General features: G+C 64.8%; 20 protein-coding genes. 9 read left to right on the top strand and 11 right to left on the bottom strand.

The annotated features are described in order from the left end of the window. Positions 1–38 precede the first annotated feature (38 nt). Both BLS75_RS25085 and BLS75_RS25080 read left to right on the top strand, forming a co-directional pair. Entirely contained in the window at positions 39–245 is a 207-nt protein-coding gene (locus tag BLS75_RS25085) for a Flp family type IVb pilin (RefSeq protein WP_065364927.1), read from the top strand. Positions 246–427: 182 nt separating this feature from the next. Continuing rightward, positions 428–838 carry a response regulator gene (locus tag BLS75_RS25080; protein ID WP_011059069.1) on the top strand — a complete coding sequence of 137 codons (411 nt, stop codon included), beginning with the start codon at positions 428–430 and terminating at the stop codon, positions 836–838. 76 nt (positions 839–914) lie between these two features. Here the strand turns inward: BLS75_RS25080 and BLS75_RS25075 are convergent, their stop codons facing one another. Both BLS75_RS25075 and BLS75_RS25070 read right to left on the bottom strand, forming a co-directional pair. Continuing rightward, positions 915–2,591, bottom strand: coding sequence for a ShlB/FhaC/HecB family hemolysin secretion/activation protein (locus tag BLS75_RS25075; RefSeq protein ID WP_072451982.1), 1,677 nt, complete (start codon positions 2,589–2,591; stop codon positions 915–917). A gap of 191 nt (positions 2,592–2,782) precedes the next feature. Further along, the gene (locus tag BLS75_RS25070) at positions 2,783–4,282 is read right to left on the bottom strand and encodes a collagen-like triple helix repeat-containing protein (protein ID WP_072451981.1); all 1,500 of its coding nucleotides are present in this window, start codon (positions 4,280–4,282) and stop codon (positions 2,783–2,785) included. A gap of 414 nt (positions 4,283–4,696) precedes the next feature. Between BLS75_RS25070 and BLS75_RS25065 the strand changes: the two genes are divergently transcribed. Beyond that, a complete protein-coding gene (locus tag BLS75_RS25065; RefSeq protein ID WP_072451980.1) occupies positions 4,697–5,146 on the top strand; it encodes a DMT family transporter in 450 nt (149 codons plus the stop codon). A gap of 6 nt (positions 5,147–5,152) precedes the next feature. On the opposite strand, the gene BLS75_RS25060 is transcribed toward BLS75_RS25065, so the two are convergent. After that, entirely contained in the window at positions 5,153–6,007 is an 855-nt protein-coding gene (locus tag BLS75_RS25060; protein WP_072451979.1) for a MaoC family dehydratase, read from the bottom strand. Positions 6,008–6,009: 2 nt separating this feature from the next. Next, positions 6,010–7,362 (bottom strand): 3-oxoacyl-ACP reductase, encoded by a 1,353-nt coding sequence (locus BLS75_RS25055; RefSeq protein WP_072451978.1) that lies wholly within the window; start codon positions 7,360–7,362, stop codon positions 6,010–6,012. Between the two features lie 130 nt (positions 7,363–7,492). Here BLS75_RS25055 and BLS75_RS25050 point away from each other — a divergent pair, with 130 nt between their 5' ends. Then, positions 7,493–8,770: an acetyl-CoA C-acetyltransferase gene (locus BLS75_RS25050; RefSeq protein WP_011059075.1), complete on the top strand. Its 1,278-nt coding sequence runs from the start codon at positions 7,493–7,495 to the stop codon at positions 8,768–8,770. 83 nt (positions 8,771–8,853) lie between these two features. Here BLS75_RS25050 and BLS75_RS25045 read toward each other — a convergent pair whose 3' ends face one another. After that, complete coding sequence (locus BLS75_RS25045) at positions 8,854–10,800, bottom strand: methyl-accepting chemotaxis protein (protein ID WP_011059076.1); 1,947 nt, start codon at positions 10,798–10,800, stop codon at positions 8,854–8,856. A 443-nt stretch (positions 10,801–11,243) separates the two neighbouring features. Between BLS75_RS25045 and BLS75_RS25040 the strand changes: the two genes are divergently transcribed. Further along, positions 11,244–12,140 carry a PA4780 family RIO1-like protein kinase gene (locus tag BLS75_RS25040; RefSeq protein WP_011059077.1) on the top strand — a complete coding sequence of 299 codons (897 nt, stop codon included), beginning with the start codon at positions 11,244–11,246 and terminating at the stop codon, positions 12,138–12,140. A gap of 251 nt (positions 12,141–12,391) precedes the next feature. Here BLS75_RS25040 and cueR read toward each other — a convergent pair whose 3' ends face one another. From cueR to BLS75_RS25025, 3 genes are all read right to left on the bottom strand, one after another. Further along, positions 12,392–12,796, bottom strand: a complete 405-nt coding sequence (gene cueR, locus BLS75_RS25035; RefSeq protein WP_011059078.1) for a Cu(I)-responsive transcriptional regulator — start codon at positions 12,794–12,796, stop codon at positions 12,392–12,394. Beyond that, on the bottom strand, positions 12,793–15,189 hold the full coding sequence (locus tag BLS75_RS25030) for a heavy metal translocating P-type ATPase (protein ID WP_072451977.1): 2,397 nt from the start codon (positions 15,187–15,189) through the stop codon (positions 12,793–12,795). The genes cueR and BLS75_RS25030 overlap by 4 nt, the downstream gene beginning before the upstream one ends. Positions 15,190–15,338: 149 nt before the next feature. Next, entirely contained in the window at positions 15,339–15,722 is a 384-nt protein-coding gene (locus BLS75_RS25025; protein ID WP_011059080.1) for a hypothetical protein, read from the bottom strand. A 145-nt stretch (positions 15,723–15,867) separates the two neighbouring features. Here BLS75_RS25025 and BLS75_RS25020 point away from each other — a divergent pair, with 145 nt between their 5' ends. Further along, a complete protein-coding gene (locus BLS75_RS25020; RefSeq protein ID WP_011059081.1) occupies positions 15,868–16,065 on the top strand; it encodes a heavy-metal-associated domain-containing protein in 198 nt (65 codons plus the stop codon). Between the two features lie 93 nt (positions 16,066–16,158). Further along, positions 16,159–17,355, top strand: coding sequence for a multidrug effflux MFS transporter (locus BLS75_RS25015; protein WP_072451976.1), 1,197 nt, complete (start codon positions 16,159–16,161; stop codon positions 17,353–17,355). Position 17,356: 1 nt separating this feature from the next. Here the strand turns inward: BLS75_RS25015 and BLS75_RS32440 are convergent, their stop codons facing one another. The 3 genes from BLS75_RS32440 to BLS75_RS25005 all read right to left on the bottom strand — a co-directional run bounded on the left by BLS75_RS32440 (position 17,357) and on the right by BLS75_RS25005 (position 19,018). Further along, positions 17,357–17,533 carry a hypothetical protein gene (locus BLS75_RS32440; protein ID WP_015634024.1) on the bottom strand — a complete coding sequence of 59 codons (177 nt, stop codon included), beginning with the start codon at positions 17,531–17,533 and terminating at the stop codon, positions 17,357–17,359. A gap of 143 nt (positions 17,534–17,676) precedes the next feature. Then, on the bottom strand, positions 17,677–18,690 hold the full coding sequence (locus BLS75_RS25010) for a zinc-binding alcohol dehydrogenase family protein (RefSeq protein WP_072451975.1): 1,014 nt from the start codon (positions 18,688–18,690) through the stop codon (positions 17,677–17,679). A gap of 34 nt (positions 18,691–18,724) precedes the next feature. Beyond that, complete coding sequence (locus tag BLS75_RS25005) at positions 18,725–19,018, bottom strand: putative quinol monooxygenase (RefSeq protein WP_015634025.1); 294 nt, start codon at positions 19,016–19,018, stop codon at positions 18,725–18,727. Positions 19,019–19,134: 116 nt separating this feature from the next. On the opposite strand from BLS75_RS25005, the gene BLS75_RS25000 reads away from it, so the two are divergent. Continuing rightward, a complete protein-coding gene (locus BLS75_RS25000; RefSeq protein ID WP_011059086.1) occupies positions 19,135–20,046 on the top strand; it encodes a LysR family transcriptional regulator in 912 nt (303 codons plus the stop codon). 136 nt (positions 20,047–20,182) lie between these two features. After that, positions 20,183–21,559, top strand: a complete 1,377-nt coding sequence (locus BLS75_RS24995; RefSeq protein WP_041115768.1) for an MFS transporter — start codon at positions 20,183–20,185, stop codon at positions 21,557–21,559. Positions 21,560–21,569: the final 10 nt, after the last annotated feature.

Raw genomic sequence — 21,569 nt, 5'->3', positions numbered from 1 at the left:
CTGTTCCAACGGCGCCTTGCGGCGCAAGGAGAGCTAGGATGATTTTTCAATACTTGTTGCTCAGGGCGCGCCAGTTTTTTGACCGCACCGAAGGCGCATCCGCCATCGAGTACGCCATTGTCGTGGCCATGGTGGCCGTTGTGGTCGTGGCGTTCGTCACCCCCCTGGGTGATCGTGTTCTGGCCATTTTCAACAACATCCTGACTAACCTCGGAGGCGCCACCGTCACCCGTCCTACCCCTTGAGCATGGAGGGGCCCAGCTGAGCAGCCGCAGGGCTGTGATCGCCCGACCTTCCAGCCATCCGGGTCTCGTGCAGGCCTGTGGTTTGCCTAACCAAAGGCCTGCTGGTGGTTGGGTTCCGCTCGGCCGGCTGTGCATTGGCAGCGTTCACCCACTTGCATGAAGTTCACACCAGGGTACCGTCCATGACTTCCCCATCCTCACGTCAGCAACTTCTTCTGGTCGATGACGAAGAGGATGCATTGCTGGAGCTTGCCGAACTGCTCGAAGGCGAGGGTTTCTGCTGCTTCACTGCCACCTCGGTGAAACTTGCCCTGGACCACCTCACCCGGCATCCGGATATCGCCCTGGTAATCACTGACCTGCGCATGCCCGAGGAAAGCGGCCTGTCGCTGATCAAGCGCCTGCGCGAGCACACCGCTCGCCAGCACCTGCCGGTGATCGTCATGTCGGGGCATGCCGACATGGATGACGTCAGCGACCTGCTGCGGCTGCAGGTCCTGGACCTGTTTCGCAAGCCGATCTACCACGTGCGCCTGCTGGAAACCCTCAACAATCTGTTTCCCGAACCCCGGCTGCATATCGTTGGTCCCTGACCCCAGGGTTTGGCCGGTGCTGTCCTGGCGGCAAAAAAAAGACCCGCTCGAAAGCGGGTCTCAGTCATCCGGATGCTCAAAGTTGATAGCTGAAGCTCAAGGTATAGCGCGGCTTGCGGTTGTAGGTGTCGAGGGCTTCATCGGACATCGGCTTGGCCGCTTCCAGGGCGATGTTGTAGTGCTTGGCATCACCGAAACGCAAACCGACCGCGGCGGATGACAGGCTGCTGCCCCTGACCGGCAGCTGGTTGAACCAGGTCTTGGAGCGGTCCAGCACCACATAGGGCTGCAGCACACGCACCCAGGGCCCCTCGCGGTTGAAACTGTAGTTCACTTCGTAGGCCACGCCCCAGCCCTTGTCCCCGGTCGCCTGGTCATCGGGATAGCCGCGAGCGAAGTTCTGCCCGCCAAAGGACGCTCGCTCGCTGTCGGGGAGGTTGTCGTTGCTCCAGTACCAGGCGGCGGAAAGCACGCCTTGCCAATTGTCCAGGAAACGATCGCTCTGTACCCCGGCCAGACGCAGGCGGAAGAAATCCAGATCATAGAGGCTGTTGTTGGTCTCGGCGCCCATGCTGTCCAGGCCCCGATACAGGCCGGCGCTGAGAATCCGCAGTTGGCGCGGATCGGACTTGCTCCAGTCCGCCTCAAGCGCCAGGGCGCGGATGTCGGTTTTTTCTTCCAGGGTCAGCGGGCTGTTGCTGACCCGATAACGGGTCTTGTCATTTACCGCATACAGGCGTGTGCCGGCGGTGAGCATTTCATTGGGCGAAGCGATGAAAGGGTGGCTGACGCCGATGGAAAAGCGGTCGTTCTCCCGATGGGGCTCCAGCTCGATCCCGTTGTCCAGCTGCACGTTGCTCCGTGGGTCGGCGCGGTAGCGAGCGCCATAGAGGCTCAATTGCGTGCCTTCCGAACCCAGCAACTGGCTGTAGTCCAGGCGGTAGTAGTGTTCCTTGTCGTGGCCCGGCGGGAACAGCCCGCTGAGGCTGAGCTGTTCGCCCCAGGCGGTCTGCGAGTTGCTGGTGATGCCCACCAGGGCCTGCAGGCCGTTGCGGTTGTCGTCGGTGCTGTTGAGGGTGGTGGCGATGGCCTTGCGGCTGGCCACGGCCACCAGTTGGGTTGCGCCGTCGGTAGTGCCCGGTGGCGGCACTACCGCCTGCAGGGTGACCCCGGGAACCTTGCTCATCAGTGTGGTGTAGCGTTCGAAGGTCTTGCGGGTCAGCGGGCGTTCGGCCTTGAGCTTGCTCACCAGTTTGTCCAGGTAAGCGGATACCGGGCCTATATCGCCCTGCAACTGGTAGTCCCGAATGTAGCCTTCCACCAGCACCACCCGCAGCACGCCCTGGTCGAAGTTCTGCTGTGGCATGAAGGCGTAGGACAGCAGGTAGCCGTCATTCTGATAGCGCCGGGTGATGTTGCGCGTGGCTTCGATCAACTGGCCGAAGCTGGCCTCGTGGCCGATCAGCGGCTGGTAGATCGCTGCCAGTTCTTCCAGGGGGTAGACCGTGCCGCCCTCGATCTGCACCTGGCGCACCGTGACCTTGGTGCCCATCATCAGCGGCTGCTGACCTTGCGGCGCAGTGGGCTGCTCGGGCAGTTGCAGTTGCGGGGTAGCCGGGCGGTAGGCATCCACCGGCAGGTTGGGTTGGGGCAGGTTGTTGATGCTGTCATTGCTGTTGAGAAAGCGCGGAAGGGAGTCGGCGTAAACGGAGGTACAGCATCCAACTAACAACAAACTGGCCAACGTGCGCATAGGACACTCCATGGTCGAGCCGCAGCGGTGTAGAAAGTTCCTGGCTCCAGTTGCCGCTCGGGTCTTGGCCACGATCTGGCTCTGGATGCTTGTCTCTGGATAAACAAAAAGGCGAGAGACTCATGAGAATCTCTCGCCCTCAACCAAGCGTAGGCGCTGTAGGTGAGGCCGTCGAATCGGCCAGGTGCAAATTATTTCTTGTTGCCGCCCAGGGCGCCGGTCAGGCCGCCGAGCACGCCACCCAGGCCGCCATTGAGGCCCGCACCGGCAGAGGCACTGCCACTGGCGCTGGTGCCAAGGCCACCGAGCAGGCCGCCACTGGGCGCTGTGCCGCCGTTGACCAGGCCACCGACCGAAGCCACGGTGTTGCCCAGCGCACCGAGGGTGCCACCCAGAGCGCCGCCCACCTGATTGCCGCCGGTGCTGCCGGCGATACCGCTGCCTACGTTGCTGACCGCGCCGCCAACCTGGCTCAGCAGACCGCTGACCGGGCCGCCGAGGCCGCTGGCTGCGCCCACTTGCTGGGTCAGCCCGGTGACCGAACTGGTAACTGGATTCAATGCCGAGCCCAGGTTCACGCCAACACTGGCCAGTGGTGCGGTGACTACCAGGTTGGGTGTACCGCTGCCGCCCAGGGCACCGCCAACCGAGGCGATCAAGTTCCCGGCCGCGGCCCCGGTGGTGCCGCCGGCGCTGACGGTGCCGTTGGTGTTGCCGGTATTGAGGCCGTTGCCCAGGTTGGCCACGGCGCCGCCGACCACTTCCAGCAGCCCGGTGCCGCCAAGGCCAGTACCGCCACCTGTGCCGCTACCGCTGCCACTGCCACCGGCGGATTTGTCGACGTAGCCGCCAGCGGTGCCCACTGCGTTGCTGGCGTTGCTCAGGGCGTTGCCCAGCAGGTCGGTCACCGGATTGCCGTTGCCGGCGTCGGTCACTTTATCGCCGGTGTCATCGACGGCATCGGCGACGCCTTTGAGCAGGCCCTTGACCGGTGCCCCGAGGCCCGTGGCGCTGCCGACCTTGCCGGTCACGCCTTCTGCCAGGCTGACCACCGGCACCAGTACCTTGTCGCCCACACCATCGGTCAGGGTGCCCAGGGGGCCGCTGCTGGTGACGGTGCTCAGGGTATTGCCGAGCATGGTGACCCGGGTACCGACGCCGCCAAGAACCGGTGCAACTTTGGTCACCACGCCGCCGACCACCGGAACGCTCTGGGTGGTGGTGGCCAGTTTGCCGCTGAGGTCGGTGACCCCGGTGCCCACATCGCCGACCACATTGCCGACGGTGGCAGTGGTCTTGCTCAGGGCCTTGGGATCGGTGCCCAGTTTGCCCAGGCCGTTGGTCAGGCCTTCGCCTACGGTATCCACCACATTGCCGGTGGTGTTGACGGCGCTTTGTACCACGCCGCCGACCAGGGGCACGGCAGCCAGGGAGTTGCCCAGATCACTCACGCCATTGCCGACGCCGCTGACGGTGGTGCCCAGGTCGGATACCAGGGAGCTGGTGGTCAGGGTCGAAGTGGTACCACCTGTACCTCCGTCGGTACCGCCACCAGTGCCGCCACCGCCACCGGCTGGCGAACTGCTGCCACCACTTTTATGACCGCCACCACCGCCGCTGCAACCTGCCAGGCTGAGGGTCAGGATCATGGTTATTGCCGTTAACGCTTTCCATCCGAATTGAGTTTTCATGTCTGGTATTCCTTGCACCTGTTACAACGTTCGTTGTTTTCGATAGCTCTCCAGTTCTTGCGCTGGAGATACCTTCGTCCGTTATCTACATAAAAGGCGCAGGGAATGAATTGAACAATTATGAACTTGGTATTAATGACTTATTTTGTTCGGTTAATTGATTTACAAGTAGCTAGTCTCAAAGTATTGGTTGGCGTTTCTAGTGTGAGAGTAATTGTTTTAAAACAATGATTTGAAGTTTTGTGGTGTCTTTGGAAAGTGCTCGTTCAACTAAAGTTATATACACACAATTAATAGGCTGTTTTTGTGCTGAGCTCGCGGTACTTGCACTTTCACGCTGATGTTTAGTGGCTGGCAGGGGGATTGGGGGGGCCTGGTTTATACTGCGCCGCCCAAAACTCTCTGGAGCTCAATATGCTGACGCCTGTGTGGTGGCTGCTGTGCCTGCCGTTTGTTGCCGGGGCCTTTCTCGCCCTGCAAGCCGGAATCAACGGTCAACTGGCCAAGCAGGTCGGCGGGGTGCTGGCTGCGGCCCTGATCTCTTTTTTCGTCGGCACCGCGGCGCTGCTGGTGCTGGTGCTGCTGCAGCGCGAAATGCCGACCCTGGGAGCCCTAAAGGGCCTGACCTGGTGGCATTGGTGCGGCGGCCTGCTGGGGGCGTTCTTCATTACCACGGCCGCCTTTGCCGGGCCGCGGGTCGGCGCCCTGCTATTCATGTCGCTGGTGCTGGCCGGCCAGTTGAGCATGGCTCTGGCGCTGGACCACTTTGGCTGGGTGGGGTTTCGGGAAGCGCCGGTCAGCCTCGGCAAGATTGCCGGATTGCTGCTGATCGTCGTCGGGGTGGTGCTGATCCGCCGGAGCTGAGGCCCCTCAGGCGATGGGCTGCCAGTTGCCCAGCATATGCTGCAACTCGCCGCTGCCCAGCAACTGCAGTTCTCCGCTTGAACCCCCGGCACTGGCCAGCAGGCGCACTTCGCCGGGCAGCAGCACGGGCTTCATGAACTGCACCGTCACTTCGATGTTCGCCGCTGGCAGATGCTCGCTCAGGGCTGCCAGGGTGCGCGCCTTGTTCCACAGGCCATGGGCGATGGCCTGGGGAAAGCCGAACAGCCGGGCGCTCCAGGCGCTCAGGTGGATCGGGTTGTAGTCGCCGGAAACCCTGGCGTAGCGCCGGCCGATATCGCGCTCGGCGCGCCAGCAGGCGACTTCGCCGAGGTTGTCGGCTTTGGGCAGGTGTTGGCTGGGAGGTTCTCCCGCCAACTTGACTCCACGGCAGAGCATGCGGCTTTGCGCTTCCCAGAGGGGGCCCAGCAAATCGTCCACTGTGGTCACCAGGTCGAATGTTGCGCCTTTGGCGTGGGGTTGCAGGTTGCACACCTGGACCCCGATTCGAACGCTGCTGACATTGCCCATGGGGCGCAACACACGAATCCTGTTGCCTAGGTGAATCAGCCCCAGCAGTGGAAATGGGAAGTCCCGGGCAGTGAGCAACTGCATCTGCAAGGGAAACGCCAGCACATGGGGGTAGGTCGCGGGCAGCAAGCCGTTATCGGCAAAGCCGCAGACCTTGCGGTAAGCCGCCAGTTGCCCGGGGGCCAGGCTGATCCAGCAGCGCAGGCCGTATTCGGGTAACTGCGTGCCGTTGATCCGTCGGCGCATTGCTGCCCTGAGAAACAGCGGCGGCAGGGACGCGGGAAGGTTCAGTTCGTGCCAGTGTGCAGTCATTTTCAGGCCCCCAAGAGACTTTGCCCGCAGACCCGCAGTGCCTGCCCGCTGACGGCGCCGCTGCCCGGCTGGCCGAGCCAGGCCACCGCTTCGGCAACGTCCTGGGGCAGGCCGCCCTGGCCCAGCGAACTCATGCGCCTTCCAGCTTCGCGCAGGGCGAAGGGCACCTTGGCGGTCATCTGGGTCTCGATGAAGCCCGGCGCCACGGCATTGATGCTGATATCCCGGGCGTGCAGCAGCGGCGCCCAGGCCTGGGCCAGGCCAATCAGCCCGGCCTTGCTGGCGGCGTAGTTGGTTTGCCCGCGGTTGCCGGCGATGCCGCTGATGGAGGCCAGCAGGATCACCCTGCCATGGTCGTGCAAGCGTGCGCTGTCCAGCAGGGCCTGGGTCAGCACCTGGGGCGCATTGAGGTTCACCGCCAGCACCGCGTCCCAGTATTCCGGGGTCATGTTGGCCAGGGTCTTGTCCCGGGTGATGCCGGCGTTGTGCACCAGGATGTCGATGCCCTCCGGCAGTTGCTCGATCAACTGTGCCGGAGCGTCTTCGGCGCAGATGTCCAGGCAGATGGCGCGGCCGCCGAGACGGGCCGCCAGGGCTTCCAGATCGGCCTTGGCCTGGGGCACGTCCAGCAGCAGGACCTGGGCGCCGTCCCGGGCCAGGGTTTCGGCGATGGCCGCACCAATGCCGCGGGCGGCGCCGGTGACCAGGGCCTTGCGCCCGGCCAGCGGGCGGCTCCAGTCCTGGACCTGGGGCGCGCAGGGCTGCAAGCGGATCACCTGCCCGGAAACGTAGGCGCTCTTGGGCGAGAGAAAGAAGCGCAAGGCGCCTTCCAGCTGTTCTTCCGCTCCGGCTGCCACGTACAGCAATTGCAGGGTGGCGCCGTTGCGCAGTTCCTTGGCCAGGGAGCGGCTGAAGCCTTCCAGGGCGCGCTGGGCGCTGGCGGCGAAGGGCTCGTCAAGGGTTTCCGGGGCGCGCCCGAGGATGACCAGGTGGGCGCTGGGCTCGAGGTTTCTCAGCAGTGGCTGGAAGAATTCCCGCAGTTGCTTGAGCTGGTCTGTGTGCAGCAGCTCGCTGGCGTCGAACACCACGGCCTTGAGCCTGGGCCCGTGGCCCGGAATCCAGGGGGTGGCCAGGGACGGGTCGGCGCCATAGCTGTAGATGCCATCGGTCAGGCGCGGCGCCAGGGCGGCCACCTGTTGTGCCAGCGCGCCGCCGCCGAGCAACAGCGCACCTTCGATAGGCCGCAGGCGACCGGCTTGCCAGCGCTCCAGGCGTACCGGCGACGGCAGGCCAAGAGCCCCGACCAGGCGCTGGCCGATGGACGAGTTGGCGAAGTCGATATAACGGTCAGACATGGAACGCACTCCGAAGGTTGGGGTTCAAAGTGTGGACCATGAATGGCCCTGGGTCGTTCGATCGGCCAGATCCCTCCTACGCTGGAGGAGGTACCCACCGCAGTCGCACTCAAAGAATAGGGAGCTTTCCATGACACAGCTGCGTCGCGTCGCGATTATCGGCGGCAACCGCATCCCCTTCGCCCGTTCCAACGGCCCCTATGCCACCGCCAGCAACCAGGCGATGCTCACCGCCGCCCTGGAGGGCCTGATCGAGCGCTACAACCTGCACGGCCTGCGCCTTGGCGAGGTGGCCGCCGGTGCGGTGCTCAAGCATTCCCGGGACTTCAACCTGACCCGCGAATGCGTCCTCGGCTCGCGGCTTTCGCCCACCACCCCGGCCTACGATATCCAGCAGGCCTGCGGCACGGGCCTGGAAGCGGCGCTGCTGGTGGCCAACAAGATCGCCCTGGGGCAGATCGACTGCGGCATCGCCGGCGGGGTGGATACCACTTCGGATGCGCCGATCGGGGTCAACGAAGGCCTGCGCAAGATCCTGTTGCAGGCCAACCGCGCCAAGAGCACCGGCGACAAGCTCAAGACCCTGCTGCAACTGCGGCCCCATCACCTCAAGCCGGAACTGCCGCGCAATGGCGAGCCGCGCACCGGCTTGTCCATGGGCGAGCACTGCGAGCAGATGGCCAAGACCTGGAACATTGCCCGCGCCGATCAGGATCAACTGGCCCTGGAAAGCCATCAGAAAATGGCCGCCGCCTACGCCGAAGGCTGGCAGGACGACCTGATCACTCCCTTCCTCGGCCTGACCCGGGACAACAACCTGCGCCCGGACCTGACCCTGGAAAAGCTCGCCAGCCTCAAGCCGGCCTTCGACCGTAGCGCCAGCGGCACGCTGACGGCGGGCAACTCCACGCCCCTGACTGATGGCGCCTCGCTGGTGCTGTTGGGCAGTGAAGCGTGGGCCAGGGAGCGGGGCCTGCCGGTTCTTGCCTACCTGCGCGACGGCGAGGCCGCGGCGGTGGATTTCGTCAACGGCGCCGAGGGCCTGTTGATGGCCCCGGTATACGCCGTGCCGCGCTTGCTGGCGCGCAATGGCCTGAGCCTGCAGGACTTCGACTACTACGAGATCCACGAAGCCTTCGCCGCCCAGGTGCTGTGCACTCTCAAGGCCTGGGAAGACCCCGAGTACTGCAAGGCCAGGCTGGGCCTGGAGGCACCTCTGGGCAGCATCGATCGCGCCCGGCTCAACGTCAAAGGCAGTTCCCTGGCGGCAGGGCACCCGTTTGCCGCCACCGGCGGGCGCATCGTCGCCAACCTGGCGAAGCTGCTGAGTGTGGCGGGGCAGGGGCGCGGGCTGATTTCCATCTGTGCCGCGGGCGGCCAGGGTGTGACGGCGATCATCGAGCGCTGAGGTTCGTGGCTTTCCTCGGCACGCAGGCTCCTACACAGAAATACTGCCCATCCGTAGGAGCCGGCTTGCCGGCGAAAGCGTCTTCAGGTCTTGAAGCGCCGTACCAGGGCGTCCAGCTCATTGGATAGCCCCGCCAGGCTCTGGGAGTCCAGGCGCGCCGAGTTCGCCAGTTCCGCCACCAGTTGCGCATCGCCATGGATCTGGCTGATGTGCCGGTTGATGTCTTCCGCCACCTGATGCTGCTCTTCGGCGGCGGTGGCGATCTGGGTGTTCATGTCGCGGATCACGTCCACCGATTCGCGGATCTGCCCGAAGCTGTTGCGCGCCAGGCCGATGCGGTTCACCGATTGCTGGGACACTTCCAGGCTGGCGTGCATCTGCTGGGTCACGGCGCTGGTGCGTTTGGCCAGGTTGCCCAGCAGCCCGTCGATCTCGGCAGTGGAGTCGGCGGTACGCTTGGCCAGGGCCCGCACCTCGTCGGCCACCACGGCAAAACCGCGACCCTGCTCCCCGGCCCGGGCGGCCTCGATGGCCGCGTTCAGCGCCAGCAGGTTGGTCTGCTCGGCGATCGAGCGGATGGTGCCGAGGATCGACTGGATGTCGGTGCTGTCGCGTTCCAGTTGCTGCATCGACTGCGCCGATTGTTCGATCTCCTGGCTCAGGCGATCGACGCTGTGCACCGCGTCATCGATCTGCTGCTGGCCTTCCCGGGCCTGGCGCTGGCCGCTGTCCGCCGACTCGGCGGCCTGGCTGCAGGAGCGGGCCACTTCGTTGGCGGTGGCAACCATTTCGTGGAAGGCGGTGGACACCATGTCCACCGCTTCGCGCTGGCGCCCGGCGGCTTCGGCCATGTCGCTGGAGACCTGGGTCGAACTGTGGGAAGTGGCGAGGATCTTCTGCGCGGCCTGGCCGATGCTCTGGATCAGGTTGCGGATTGCCGCCAGGAACTGGTTGAACCAGTTGGCCAACTGCGCGGTTTCGTCGCTGCCACGGATATTCAGGCTGCGGGTCAGATCGCCTTCGCCTTGGGCAATGCCTTCCAGGCCACTGGCCACGCCGCGGATCGGCCGCACGATGAGGCTGGCGAAACTCGCCCCGAGCACTGCGAACAGTACCGCCAGGATCGCGGCAATACCGGCGATGATCCAGGTCAGCTGGGTGGCCGCGCCCATGACTTCGTTCTGCTTGATCAGGCCGATGAAGGTCCAGCCCAGTTGCTCCGAAGGCCAGACGTTGGCCATGTAGTGCTCGCCGCCCAGCTCCACCTGCACCAGGCCCTTGCCGGCCTTGGCCAGTTGCGCGTACCCCTCGCCGAGGCTGCCCAGGGCCTTGAAGTTGTGCTCCGGCTGCTTGGGGTCCACCAGCACCGTGCCGTTGTTTTCCATCAGCATCAGGTAGCCCGATTCGCCCAGCTTGATCTGTTTGACGATCTCGGTGAGCTGCTTGAGCGACACGTCGACTGCGACCACGCCGCCCTGGGGCCCCAACTGGTTGGCCAGCGAGCGCACGGTGCTGACCAGCACCGCATCGTCGCTGGCCCAGTAATAGGCCTCGGTACGCAGGGTCTTGCCCGGGTTGGCCTGGGCGGTCTTGTACCAGGGGCGTACGCGGGGGTCGTAGTTGGCCAGCTTCAGGTCGGCGGGCCAGGAGACGTATCCGCCGTTGCTCACGCCATAGGACACATAGGAATAGGCAGGATGGCTGGCAGCCATGGCGGCGAACAGCTCGAAGATTCGTTTGTCCTGCTCGCCTTCCGGGGCCTTCGCGGCATCGGCGCTCATCCAGGTCTTGAGGTTGTCGCCGGCCTGGGTGATCAAGGGTTGAGCGGCCAGGTAATCGATGTTCTGGCTGATGCCTTCGAAGAACAGCTGCATGGCGTTGGCCACTTGGCGGATCTCGCGGCCGCTGCCGTCGACGAAGGTGTTTTCGGCCTCGCTGCGCAGGTTGATCACCACCAGCGTGGCTACCAGCACCACGGGCAGGCTGGCGATGACGGCAAAGGCCCAGGTCAATTTCTGTTTGATGTTCATCCGCGCTCCAGTTTTTTGTAAGACCACGAAGTGCAGGCGACTCGCGGATTTATCGGCAGCTTGAAAGATGACGCTTATTGCATCCCTGGGGTGAAGTCGAGCCCGCGGCGATCGAACCTTGGCCGGTGGCTGACGTCTTTATTGGATTGTCGGACAAACTCCCTGTCTCTCTGAGGGCTTCGGCTGGCGCCGGGCAATATTGAGCCGCAGGCAGAAAAAAACTTCCGAGGGCAGGCCCGCGAAGGGGCTGGCCTGAGTGCCACTGATGGACGGTTGCGGACGCCGTCTCGGCTATGATCCTTGGCGGCGTCGATGGATTGATCTGGCACATTGAGTGCATTGCTGTCGCTCGGTGGTCGGCAGCCCTTTCCCGTCGTGGGAGGATTGCCGTATAACGAGTGACTTTCGCGTGTTTGGTAACAAGGGACCCACAATAAAAGCTGATGAAGACTCCAAAACGCATTGAACCGCTGATCGAAGACGGTCTGGTAGACGAGGTGCTGCGCCCACTCATGAGTGGTAAAGAGGCAGCTGTGTATGTGGTGCGCTGCGGCAACGAGCTACGTTGCGCCAAGGTCTACAAGGAGGCGAACAAACGCAGTTTCCGTCAGGCGGCGGAGTATCAGGAGGGGCGCAAGGTTCGTAACAGCCGTCAGGCGCGGGCCATGGCCAAGGGCTCGAAGTTCGGGCGCAAGGAAACCGAGGACGCCTGGCAGAATGCCGAAGTGGCGGCGTTGTTCCGTCTGGCCAATGCCGGGGTGCGGGTGCCCAAGCCGTTCGACTTCCTCGAAGGTGTGCTGTTGATGGAGTTGGTGGCCGACGAGTACGGCGATGCGGCGCCGCGGCTCAACGATGTGGTGCTGGAACCGGACCAGGCCCGTGAATATCACGCCTTCCTGATTTCCCAGATCGTGCTGATGTTGTGTACCGGCCTGGTGCACGGTGACCTTTCCGAGTTCAACGTGCTGCTGACCCCGGATGGCCCGGTGATCATCGACCTGCCCCAGGCGGTGGATGCTGCCGGCAACAACCATGCCTTCAGCATGCTGGAGCGTGACGTCGGCAACATGGCGTCCTATTTCGGGCGTTTTGCCCCGGAACTCAAGGGCACTCGGTATGCCAAGGAAATGTGGGCCCTGTACGAGGCTGGCACCTTGCATCCGGGCAGCGTGCTGACCGGCGAGTTCGACGACCCCGAAGAACTGGCGGATGTCGGCAGCGTGATCCGCGAGATCGAAGCGGCGCGCCTGGACGAGGAGCGTCGCCAGGCAGTACGCGCGGCGGATGATGCGCCGCCGGGCAAATCCGAAGAACCACCGCCTCCGCCCTGGATGCAGTGATGCCATAAAAAAATCCGGCCTTGGCCGGATTTTTCATTCCCGCAAACTACCCGGCCCCTGGGCCCCTTGCACCTTGCACCTTGCACCTTGCATCTTGTAGCCGCTGCCGAAGGCTGCGCACGGCCCGAAGGGACGCAGGGATCTTGAGGGCGCCGAGGTCTGGCGGGAGATCGCCAAGCAAGGCCCGGCGGGTCTTTTCGCAGCCTCGTCCAGGGCTCGGCAGCGGCTACATGGGCCGGCAGGTCACAGGCTCAGGATCCGCAGCAACTGCCCGAGGCCAGTTCCTTGAGGATCGGGCAGTCCGGGCGGTGGTCGCCCTGGCAGTGCTCCACCAGGTCCTGCAGGGTGTCGCGCAGCCCTGCCAGCTCGCGGATCTTCTGGTTCAACTCGTCGATATGCTGGCGGGCCAGGGCCTTCACATCGGCGCTGGCCCGCTGCCGGTCCTGCCACAGGGTCAGCAGCTTGCCCACCTCCTCCAGGGAAAACCCCAGGTCCCGGGAGCGCTTGATGAAGGCCAGGCTGTGCAGGTCGTCATCGCCATACAGGCGATAGCCGCTGTCACTGCGATGGGCGGGCTTGAGCAGGCCGATGGACTCGTAGTAACGGATCATCTTGGCGCTCAGGCCGCTCTTTCGGGCTGCTTGGCCGATGTTCATTCGGCGTTCTCCAGGTCTTTGGGTTTCCAGGTTTTCAACAGTAGCGCATTGCTGACCACGCTGACGCTGGACAGCGCCATGGCCGCCCCGGCGAGCACCGGGTTGAGCAGGCCGAAGGCCGCCAGCGGGATGCCGATCAGGTTGTAGACGAAGGCCCAGAACAGGTTCTGGCGGATCTTCGCGTAGGTCTTGCGGCTGATTTCCAGGGCCGCCGGGATCAACCGTGGATCGCCGCGCATCAGGGTGATGCCGGCCGCATGCATGGCCACGTCGGTGCCGCCGCCCATGGCGATGCCGATGTCCGCCGCCGCGAGGGCCGGGGCGTCGTTGATACCATCCCCGACCATGGCCACCACGCCGGTCTTTTTCAGCTCGGCCACCGTGGCCGCCTTGTCCGCCGGCAGCACTTCGGCGTGCACGTCGGTGATGCCCAGGGCGTCGGCCACCACCTTGGCGCTGCCGCGGTTGTCGCCGGTCAGCAAATGGCTGCTGATATGCCGTGCATTGAGTTGCTGCACCGCCTGCAACGCGCCGGGCTTGAGGGTGTCGCCAAAGGCGAACAGGCCCAGCACCCGGGATTGCGGGCTCTGCTCGATCAGCCAGGACAGGGTCCGGCCTTCGTGTTCCCAGTCCCTGGCCGCCTGGGCCAGATCGCCGGGGTTGAGGCCGCTTTCTTCCAGCAGGCGGCGGTTGCCCAGGGCCAGTTGGCGGCCCTCCAGGGTGCCGGCGATGCCTCGCCCGGTGAGGGACTGGCTGGCGCTGACGTCAGCCACCGGCAGTTGGCGTTCCTGGCACAGGTCCAACACCGCCTTGGCCAGAGGGTGCTCACTGCCGCGCTGCAGGGCACCGGCCAGTTGCAGCACGCTGTTTTCATCGCCTTCCACCGCCTGCATATGGGCGATGCGCGGGGTGCCGGAGGTCAGGGTGCCGGTCTTGTCGAAGACCACCGAACTGACTTCGTGGGCCCGCTCCAGGGCTTCGGCATCCTTGATCAGGATGCCGTGGCGGGCCGCCACGCCGGTGCCGGCCATGATCGCCGTGGGCGTGGCCAGCCCCAGGGCGCAAGGGCAGGCGATCACCAGCACCGCCACGGCGTTGATCACCGCGGTTTCCAGCGGTGCGCCGTACAGCCACCAGCCCACCAGCGTGATCAGCGCCAGCACCAGGACAGTGGGCACGAATACCTGGCTGACTTTATCCACCAGTTTCTGGATCGGTGCCTTGCCGGCCTGGGCGTCTTCCACCAGGCGAATGATCCGCGCCAGCACGGTTTCCGCCCCCAGGGCCAGGGTGCGCACCAGCAGCCGGCCTTCGCCGTTGATGGCGCCACCGGTGACCTTGTCGCCGGGTTGCTTGGGCACGGGCAGGCTCTCGCCGCTGATCAGCGCTTCATCGGCGTGGCTCTGGCCTTCGATGACTTCGCCGTCCACCGGAAAGCGCTCGCCGGGCTTGACCAGCACCAGGTCACCCAGGCGCAAGGCGCTGATCGCCACTTCCTGTTCGCGGCCGTCGATGACCTGGATCGCCCGCTCCGGACGCAGGGCTTCCAGGGCGCGGATGGCACTGGCGGTCTGGCGCTTGGCGCGGCTTTCCAGGTATTTGCCCAGCAGCACCAGGGCGATTACCACCGCCGAGGCCTCGAAGTACAGGTGCGGCATGCTGCCCGCGGCGGCGGTGGCCCACTCGTACAGGCTCAGGCCATAGCCGGCGCTGGTGCCCAGGGCCACCAGCAGGTCCATGTTGCCGCTGCCGGCGCGCACGGCCTTCCAGGCCGCGACATAAAAGCGTGCACCGAAGATGAACTGCACCGGGGTGGCCAGGGCGAACTGGGCCCAGGCCGGAAGCATCCAGTGCAGGCCGAACGGCTGCACCAGCATCGGCAGCACCAGGGGCAGTGCCAGGAGGATGGCCAGCACCAGGCTCCAGCGCTCGCGTCGCAGGTTCTGCTGTTGCTCGTCGCCCTGTTTCTGCTCGGCCTGCCACAGGCTGGCGGAGTAGCCGGCCTGGGTCACGGCATTGATCAGCAGCGTCGGGTCGACCTGGCCCAGCAGTTCGACATGGGCACGCTCGGTGGCCAGGTTGACGCTGGCGCTGCGGACGCCGGGGAGTTTGTTCAAGGCGCGTTCGACTCGCCCGGCGCAGGTGGCGCAGGTCATGCCGCCGATGCTCAGTTCGACGGCTTGCACCGGCACGCTATAGCCGGCGTTTTCCACGGCTTCCAGCAGGGCCGGCAGGCTGTCTTGCGGTGCTTCGACCCGAGCCTGTTCCGTGGCCAGGTTGACGCTGACCGTGCGAATGCCGGCGACCTTGCCCAGGGCACGCTCTACGCGCCCGGCGCAACTGGCGCAGGTCATGCCGGCAATCGGCAGGTCGAAAGTGGTTGATTCAGGCATGGCGACGCTCCCTGTGAATGTTGCCTACAGGATCAACCTTGCCACGCAGGCAAGGTCAAGGGGGCATCGCACGGGTGCTTCATTTTGTCCCAGGGGCTGCTCGCAGTGCGCGAACGACAGGCCCCGGGAGCTCGGCAGGGGGCGGGGTGTCAGTATTCCAGGGCGGCGGGCTTGAGGTACATGCCCGAGGCGTTCATGGCGATGCGGAACTTCAGCACATCGCCAGCCCGCAGGCTGATGTCCTGGGAACTCGGGGCAAGCAACCCGGCATTGCAGCCCGGGGCCTGGCCTGGCAGCAGTTTCAGGCGCAGGGAAACCTTGCCCGGCGGCAGGTTGAACGAGGCGCTCTGTTCCTGGAACAGCCGGCCGGCGAGCTGGTCCTGGATGTACAGGCCGATTTCGCAGGACGTGGCGACTTCCAGCCGCTCCCTGGAAATGATCAGCACGCCGTAGTCCTCTCCGGCGGCCAGCGCCGATGGGGTTGCCGCGAACAGGCCCAGGAGGCCGACGAGGCTGAAAGTTGACCAGCGCATGGCTGAATCTCCCGCTGTGATGTCGTAAGACGTGCAGCTTGGCCGAGCGCGCCGCCGATTTCCAGCCCGGCAGATCAATCCGGAACTTGACCTTGCCATGGTGGCAAGGACAAGACTTGCTCCAACCCAATACAGGAGAAACGCAATGCAAGTATTCAACGTTCAAGGCATGTCCTGCGGTCACTGTGTGCGTGCCATCACCCAGGCGCTGCAAAGCAAGGACCCGGCGGCCACCGTGCGGGTGGATCTGGCGGCCAAGGAAGTCGGGGTCGAGAGCCGCCTGTCCAGCGATGAGGTGATCAGCCTGATCAGCGAGGAAGGCTACGCGGTCAAGGTTGCCTGAGCCTTTTTATATAGTTAGCGACCTATCGGAATGTTCAAGGCGTCCAAGCGCGGCTAGACTGTGCGACCGCTGACCAACGCTCGTTTGGATGCCATGAACCTCCGCACAATCCTGATTCTCGGCGCTCTGAGCGCTTTCGGCCCGCTGGCCATCGACTTCTACCTGCCGGCCTTCCCCTCGATGGCCCTGGCTTTCGGCACCGATGAAAAACACGTTCAGCTGACCCTGGCCGCCTACTTCCTCGGCCTGTCCATCGGCCAGCTGGCCTATGGCCCGGTGGCCGATCGTTTTGGCCGGCGCCTGCCGCTGCTGGCGGGGGTGGGCCTGTTCACGCTGGCCTCCCTGGCCTGCGCCTATGCGCCGAACCTGGAATGGCTGATCGGCGCACGCTTTGTCCAGGCCCTGGGCGGATGCGCCGGGATGGTGATTTCCCGGGCGGTGGTCAGCGATAAGTGCGATGCGGTGGGTTCGGCCAAGGTCTTCTCCCAACTGATGCTGGTGATGGGCCTGGCCCCGATCCTGGCGCCAATGCTGGGCGGCCTGCTGGTCAACCTCTACGGCTGGCAGTCGATCTTCATCATGCTCACGGTGTTCAGTGCACTGTCCGGGCTGGCAGTGGCCCTGGGCCTGCCGGAAAGCATGCCGGCCACCCGCCCGCGCCTGCCTCTGTCCGGGGCGCTGCGCCAGTATGGCCTGCTACTGTCGGACCGGGTATTTCTTGGCCACGCCTTGACCGGCGGGATCGCCATTGCCGGGATGTTTTCCTACATTGCCGGTTCGCCCTTTGTCTTCATCAAGCTCTACGGCGTGCCAGCCGAGCACTTCGGCTGGTTCTTCGGGATCAATGCCGGGGGCTTCATCCTGGTTGCGCAGATCAATGCGCGCCTGCTGGCCAAGCGTGGCCCGGCGTTCCTGCTGGCGCGCACCGTGTGGATCTACCTGGCAGCGGGCCTGGCCCTGCTCGGCGTCAGCGCCTTGCACACCAGTGCGCTCTGGCCGCTGCTGCTGCCGCTGTTCGTGTGTATCGCCAGCCTGGGCTGCATCATTCCCAATGCCGCAGCCTGCGCCATGAATGGTCAGGGCGCACGGGCCGGCAGCGCCTCGGCGATGCTCGGTTGCCTGCAATTCAGCGTGGCGGCAGGGGCGGCATACCTGGTGGGTGTGCTGCATGACGGCAGCGCCATGCCGATGGCCATGGTCATCAGCCTGTGCGGTGTGCTGGCGGTGAGCATGGCGGTCATGACCCGGCGCTTGCAGAATGCCCGGGCGCTGAAGGCTGCCGAGCTCTGAGTCAGCCGGTGGCGCGCTGGCTCTGGGGAATCGGGTGGGGGGCTTGCAGGCGGCTTTGCAGGGTCTGGGTGAAGGCCCGGGCTTCGGCCTCGCTGCGGAACGTCACCACATGCTGGTCGAGCCGTACCTGCCATTGAGAGCCCTGGGGGTGTGCCAATTCTTTTATCAGGATCTTCATTGCTGACCTCCTAACGGTAAAAGACTGCGCTGCAAGGGCCCCCAGTGTAGACCCGAATACGGTCACAAATATGACCGGAATCAACTCTCGGACTGACGGCAGCCAGCACCTTTTACCGGTGCCGGATGCCGTTCGTTAACGCCTCAGAAACCTTCGAGGACGATCTTGCCGCGAGCCTTGCCGCTCTCCAGCAGGGCGTGGGCGCGGCGCAGGTTGGCTGCATTGATCTGGCCGAAGTGCTCACCGACCGTGGTCTTCAAGGTGCCGGCGTCAATCAGTTCGGCGACCCGGTTGAGCAGCACGTGCTGCTCTTGCATGTCGGCGGTTTCGAACAGCGAACGGGTGTACATGAACTCCCAGTGCAACGACAGGCTCTTGCGCTTGAGCTTGGTCACATCGAGGCTTTTCGGATCGTCGATCAGCGCCAGCTTACCCTGGGGTGCCAGGGCTTCCACCAGTTGGTCGAGGTGGGCATCGGTCTGGGTCAGGCTGGCGACGTGGGTCACCTGGTCGATGCCGATGCGCTGGAGTTCGGCGCTCAGTGGCTGGCTGTGGTCCACCACCGCATGGGCGCCCAGCTCGCGGACCCAGGCCTGGGTCTGTTCGCGGGAGGCACTGCCGATCACCTTGAGGCCGGTGAGCTGACGGGCCAGTTGGGTGAGGATCGAACCGACCCCGCCGGCAGCGCCGACGATCAGCAGGCTCTGGCCTTTGTCAGCCGGCTCCTGGCTGATCTGCAGGCGTTCGAACAGCAGCTCCCAGGCGGTGATCGCGGTCAGCGGCAGGGCGGCGGCCGCGGCGAAGTCCAGGCTCTTGGGCATGTGGCCGACGATCCGTTCATCCACAGTGTGCAGCTCACTGTTGCCGCCGGCCCGGGCGATGGAGCCGGCGTAGAACACCCGGTCACCGACCTTGAACAGGCTGACGTCGCTGCCCACGGCCTTGACCACCCCGGCCACGTCCCAGCCCAGCACCTTGGCTGCGCCGCCTTCGGGCTGGACGTTCTGGCGCACCTTGGTGTCCACCGGGTTGACCGAGATGGCCCTGACTTCCACCAGCAGATCGCGAGGGCCGGCCACGGGCTCGGGCAGCTCGATGTCTTGCAGGGACTTGGGATCGTCGATGGGCAGGGAAGCGTAATAGGCGATGGCTTTCATGTTGAGTTCCTGATGATGAGTAGGGAAAAAAGGCTCAGACAATCAACTGCAGGCGCTTGAGCTCGAAGTGCTCGATCGCCTCGCGGGTCTGATGGAGGAAATGCCGGAAGTGCGCGGTGTTGTTGTGAAACTCCAGGGCTGCTTCATCGTCCCAGCGCTCCAGCACGTAGAAGGTGCCCGGTTGCTCGGCATCCTGGTGCAGCTCGTAGTACTGGCAACCGCTTTCCTCGCGGCTGGGCGAGACCAGGGCGCTGAGCTCGCGCTTGAGAACGTCTTGCTGCTGGGGCTTGGCGATCAGGGTGGCAATCGCGGTGAAGGCTTGGGACATGTGGGCTTCCTCAGGTGCTGGGCGATGGGAGGGATGATTGGCTATTTCTCCCGAGGATAAAACCGGCTAAAAGAGCAGGCTCTTTCAATATTTTTTTGATAATCCAGGAAGACCTCATGCTGCGATTCGATGACCTGCAGTTGTTCGTGCGTGCCGCAGACCTGGGCAGCCTGTCGGCGGCGGCCCGGGTCATGGACCTGTCGCCTGCGGTGGCCAGCGCTGCCCTCAAGCGCATCGAGGAACACCTGGGCGCACGGCTGCTGGCCCGTTCCACCCGCAGCCTGCGGCTCACCGCCGAGGGCGAGGGCTTTCTCGAATACGCCCGGGCGGCCTTGAGCAACCTGGATGAAGGCCGGCGCCTGCTGGCCAGCGGTCAGGATCAGGTCAGTGGCGTGTTGCAGCTTTCTGCCCCTTCGGATTTTGGCCGCAATCTGCTGTTGCCCTGGCTCGACGAGTTCCAGCGTGAGCATCCCAAGCTCAGCGTGCGCCTGCTGCTGGGGGACCGGATTGCCGACCTGTTCCGCCAGCCGGTGGACATTGCCCTGCGTTACGGCGAACCGGAGGACTCCAGCCTGGTGGCGCTGCCAGTGGCTCCGGACAACCGCCGGGTGCTGTGCGCCGCCCCCCGTTATCTGGCCCGCTACGGCGAGCCGCGCCAGCTGGAGCAACTGGCCCAGCACAACTGCCTGTTGTACATGCTCGACAGCCGGGCTCATGACCTCTGGAGCTTTCATGACGGCAAGCGCGAGGTGAGCCTCACCGTCAGTGGTGACCGCCTGAGCGACGACGCCGATGTGGTGCGGCGCTGGGCCGTGGCCGGTGAGGGGATTGCCTACAAGTCCTGGCTGGATGTGGCCGCCGATGTGCTGGCCGGCCGCCTGCAGATACTGCTGCCGGAACTGCGCTGCGAAGGCGCGTCGCTGAACCTGCTGTGCACCCACCGGGCGCACCTGAGCAAACCGGTGAAACTACTGCGTGACCTGCTCCAGGAGCGTTGCGCGCAGATCAGCGCGCAACGCCCGCGATAGGAGCCGGCTTGCCGGCGAGCCTGGGCACCGTGCCCTCGGCGTCGCTGGTGGACGCGAACAGGTCGCCCTCGGCAATCAGCCCCGGCCTCGATCCCGCACACTCGGGCGGTCAAGCATTCAACCGGGGGGAACGGGCATGGGCATACAGGAATACAGCGCCGCAGAGCGCCTGGAACGGCTACCCATCAGCGGCTATCACCGGGTGATCTTCATCATCATCGCCCTGGCGTTTTTCTTCGACTCCATGGACCTGGCGATGATGACCTTCCTCCTCGGCTCGATCAAAACCGAGTTTGGCCTGAGTTCGGCCCAGGCCGGCCTGCTGGCCAGCTCCAGTTTCTTCGGCATGGTGCTGGGCGCCTCGCTGTCGGGCATGCTTGCCGACCGCTATGGGCGCAAGCCGGTGTTCCAGTGGAGCATCGTGCTCTGGGGCGTGGCCAGTTACCTGTGTTCCACCGCCCAGAGCGTGGACAGCCTGACCCTGTTCCGGGTGCTGCTGGGGATCGGCATGGGCATGGAGTTTCCCATCGCCCAGTCGATGCTCTCGGAGATGATTCCGGCCCAGCGTCGCGGGCGCTACATCGCCCTGATGGACGGCTTCTGGCCCCTGGGTTTCGTCGCCGCCGGGGTGCTCTCGTATTTCCTCCTGCCGCTGATCGGCTGGCGTGACATCTTCCTGGTGCTGGCAGTACCGGCGGTGTTCGTGCTGGTGATCCGCTTCTTCATTCCCGAGTCACCGCGCTGGCTGGAACAGGCCGGGCGCCACGCCGATGCGGATCGGGTGCTGTGTGGCATCGAAGACAAGGTGCGCGCTTCCCTGGGCACGGCGCAATTGCCGGAGCCGCTGCACCTGCCGCGTATCGAGAGTGCGCCGGGGCACTTTTTCTCGGCACTGAAGCAGATCTGGTCGCCGCTCTATCGCCAGCGCACGATGATGATCTGGAGCCTGTGGTTCTTCGCCTTGCTGGGCTTCTACGGCCTGACGTCCTGGCTCAGCGCCTTGCTCCAGCAGTCTGGTTTTGCGGTGACCCAGTCGGTGTACTACACGGTGCTGATTTCCCTGGGCGGAATTCCTGGGTTCCTCATGGCCGCCTGGCTGGTGGAGCGCTGGGGGCGCAAGCCGGTGTGCATCGTGACCTTGCTTGGCGGCGGGGTCATGGCCTTCTTCTACGGGCAGAGCGCGGTCTTTGGCGGCAACGTCAGCCTGCTGATCGGCACCGGGCTGCTGATGCAGTTTTTCCTGTTCGGCATGTGGGCGGTGCTCTACACCTATACCCCCGAGTTGTACCCGACGTCGGCCCGGGCCACGGGCTCGGGGTTCGCTTCGGCGGTGGGGCGCATCGGTTCGCTGTTGGGGCCGCTGGTGACCGGGCTGGTGTTTCCGTTGACCGGGCAGGGCGGCGTATTCGCCCTGGGGGCGGCGTGCTTCGTGATTGCCGCGGGGGTGGTCTGGCTGTTCGGGATGGAAACCCGGGGCAAGACCCTGGAGGAGTTGAGCGAGGCGGGGAGCTGATAGAGACGGG

The sequence above is a fragment of the Pseudomonas sp. NFPP12 genome (assembly GCF_900103205.1).
GTDB lineage: Bacteria > Pseudomonadota > Gammaproteobacteria > Pseudomonadales > Pseudomonadaceae > Aquipseudomonas > Aquipseudomonas protegens.
Note: the sequence above shows the minus strand (reverse complement) of the source record. Positions and strands in the feature narration are given on the sequence as shown.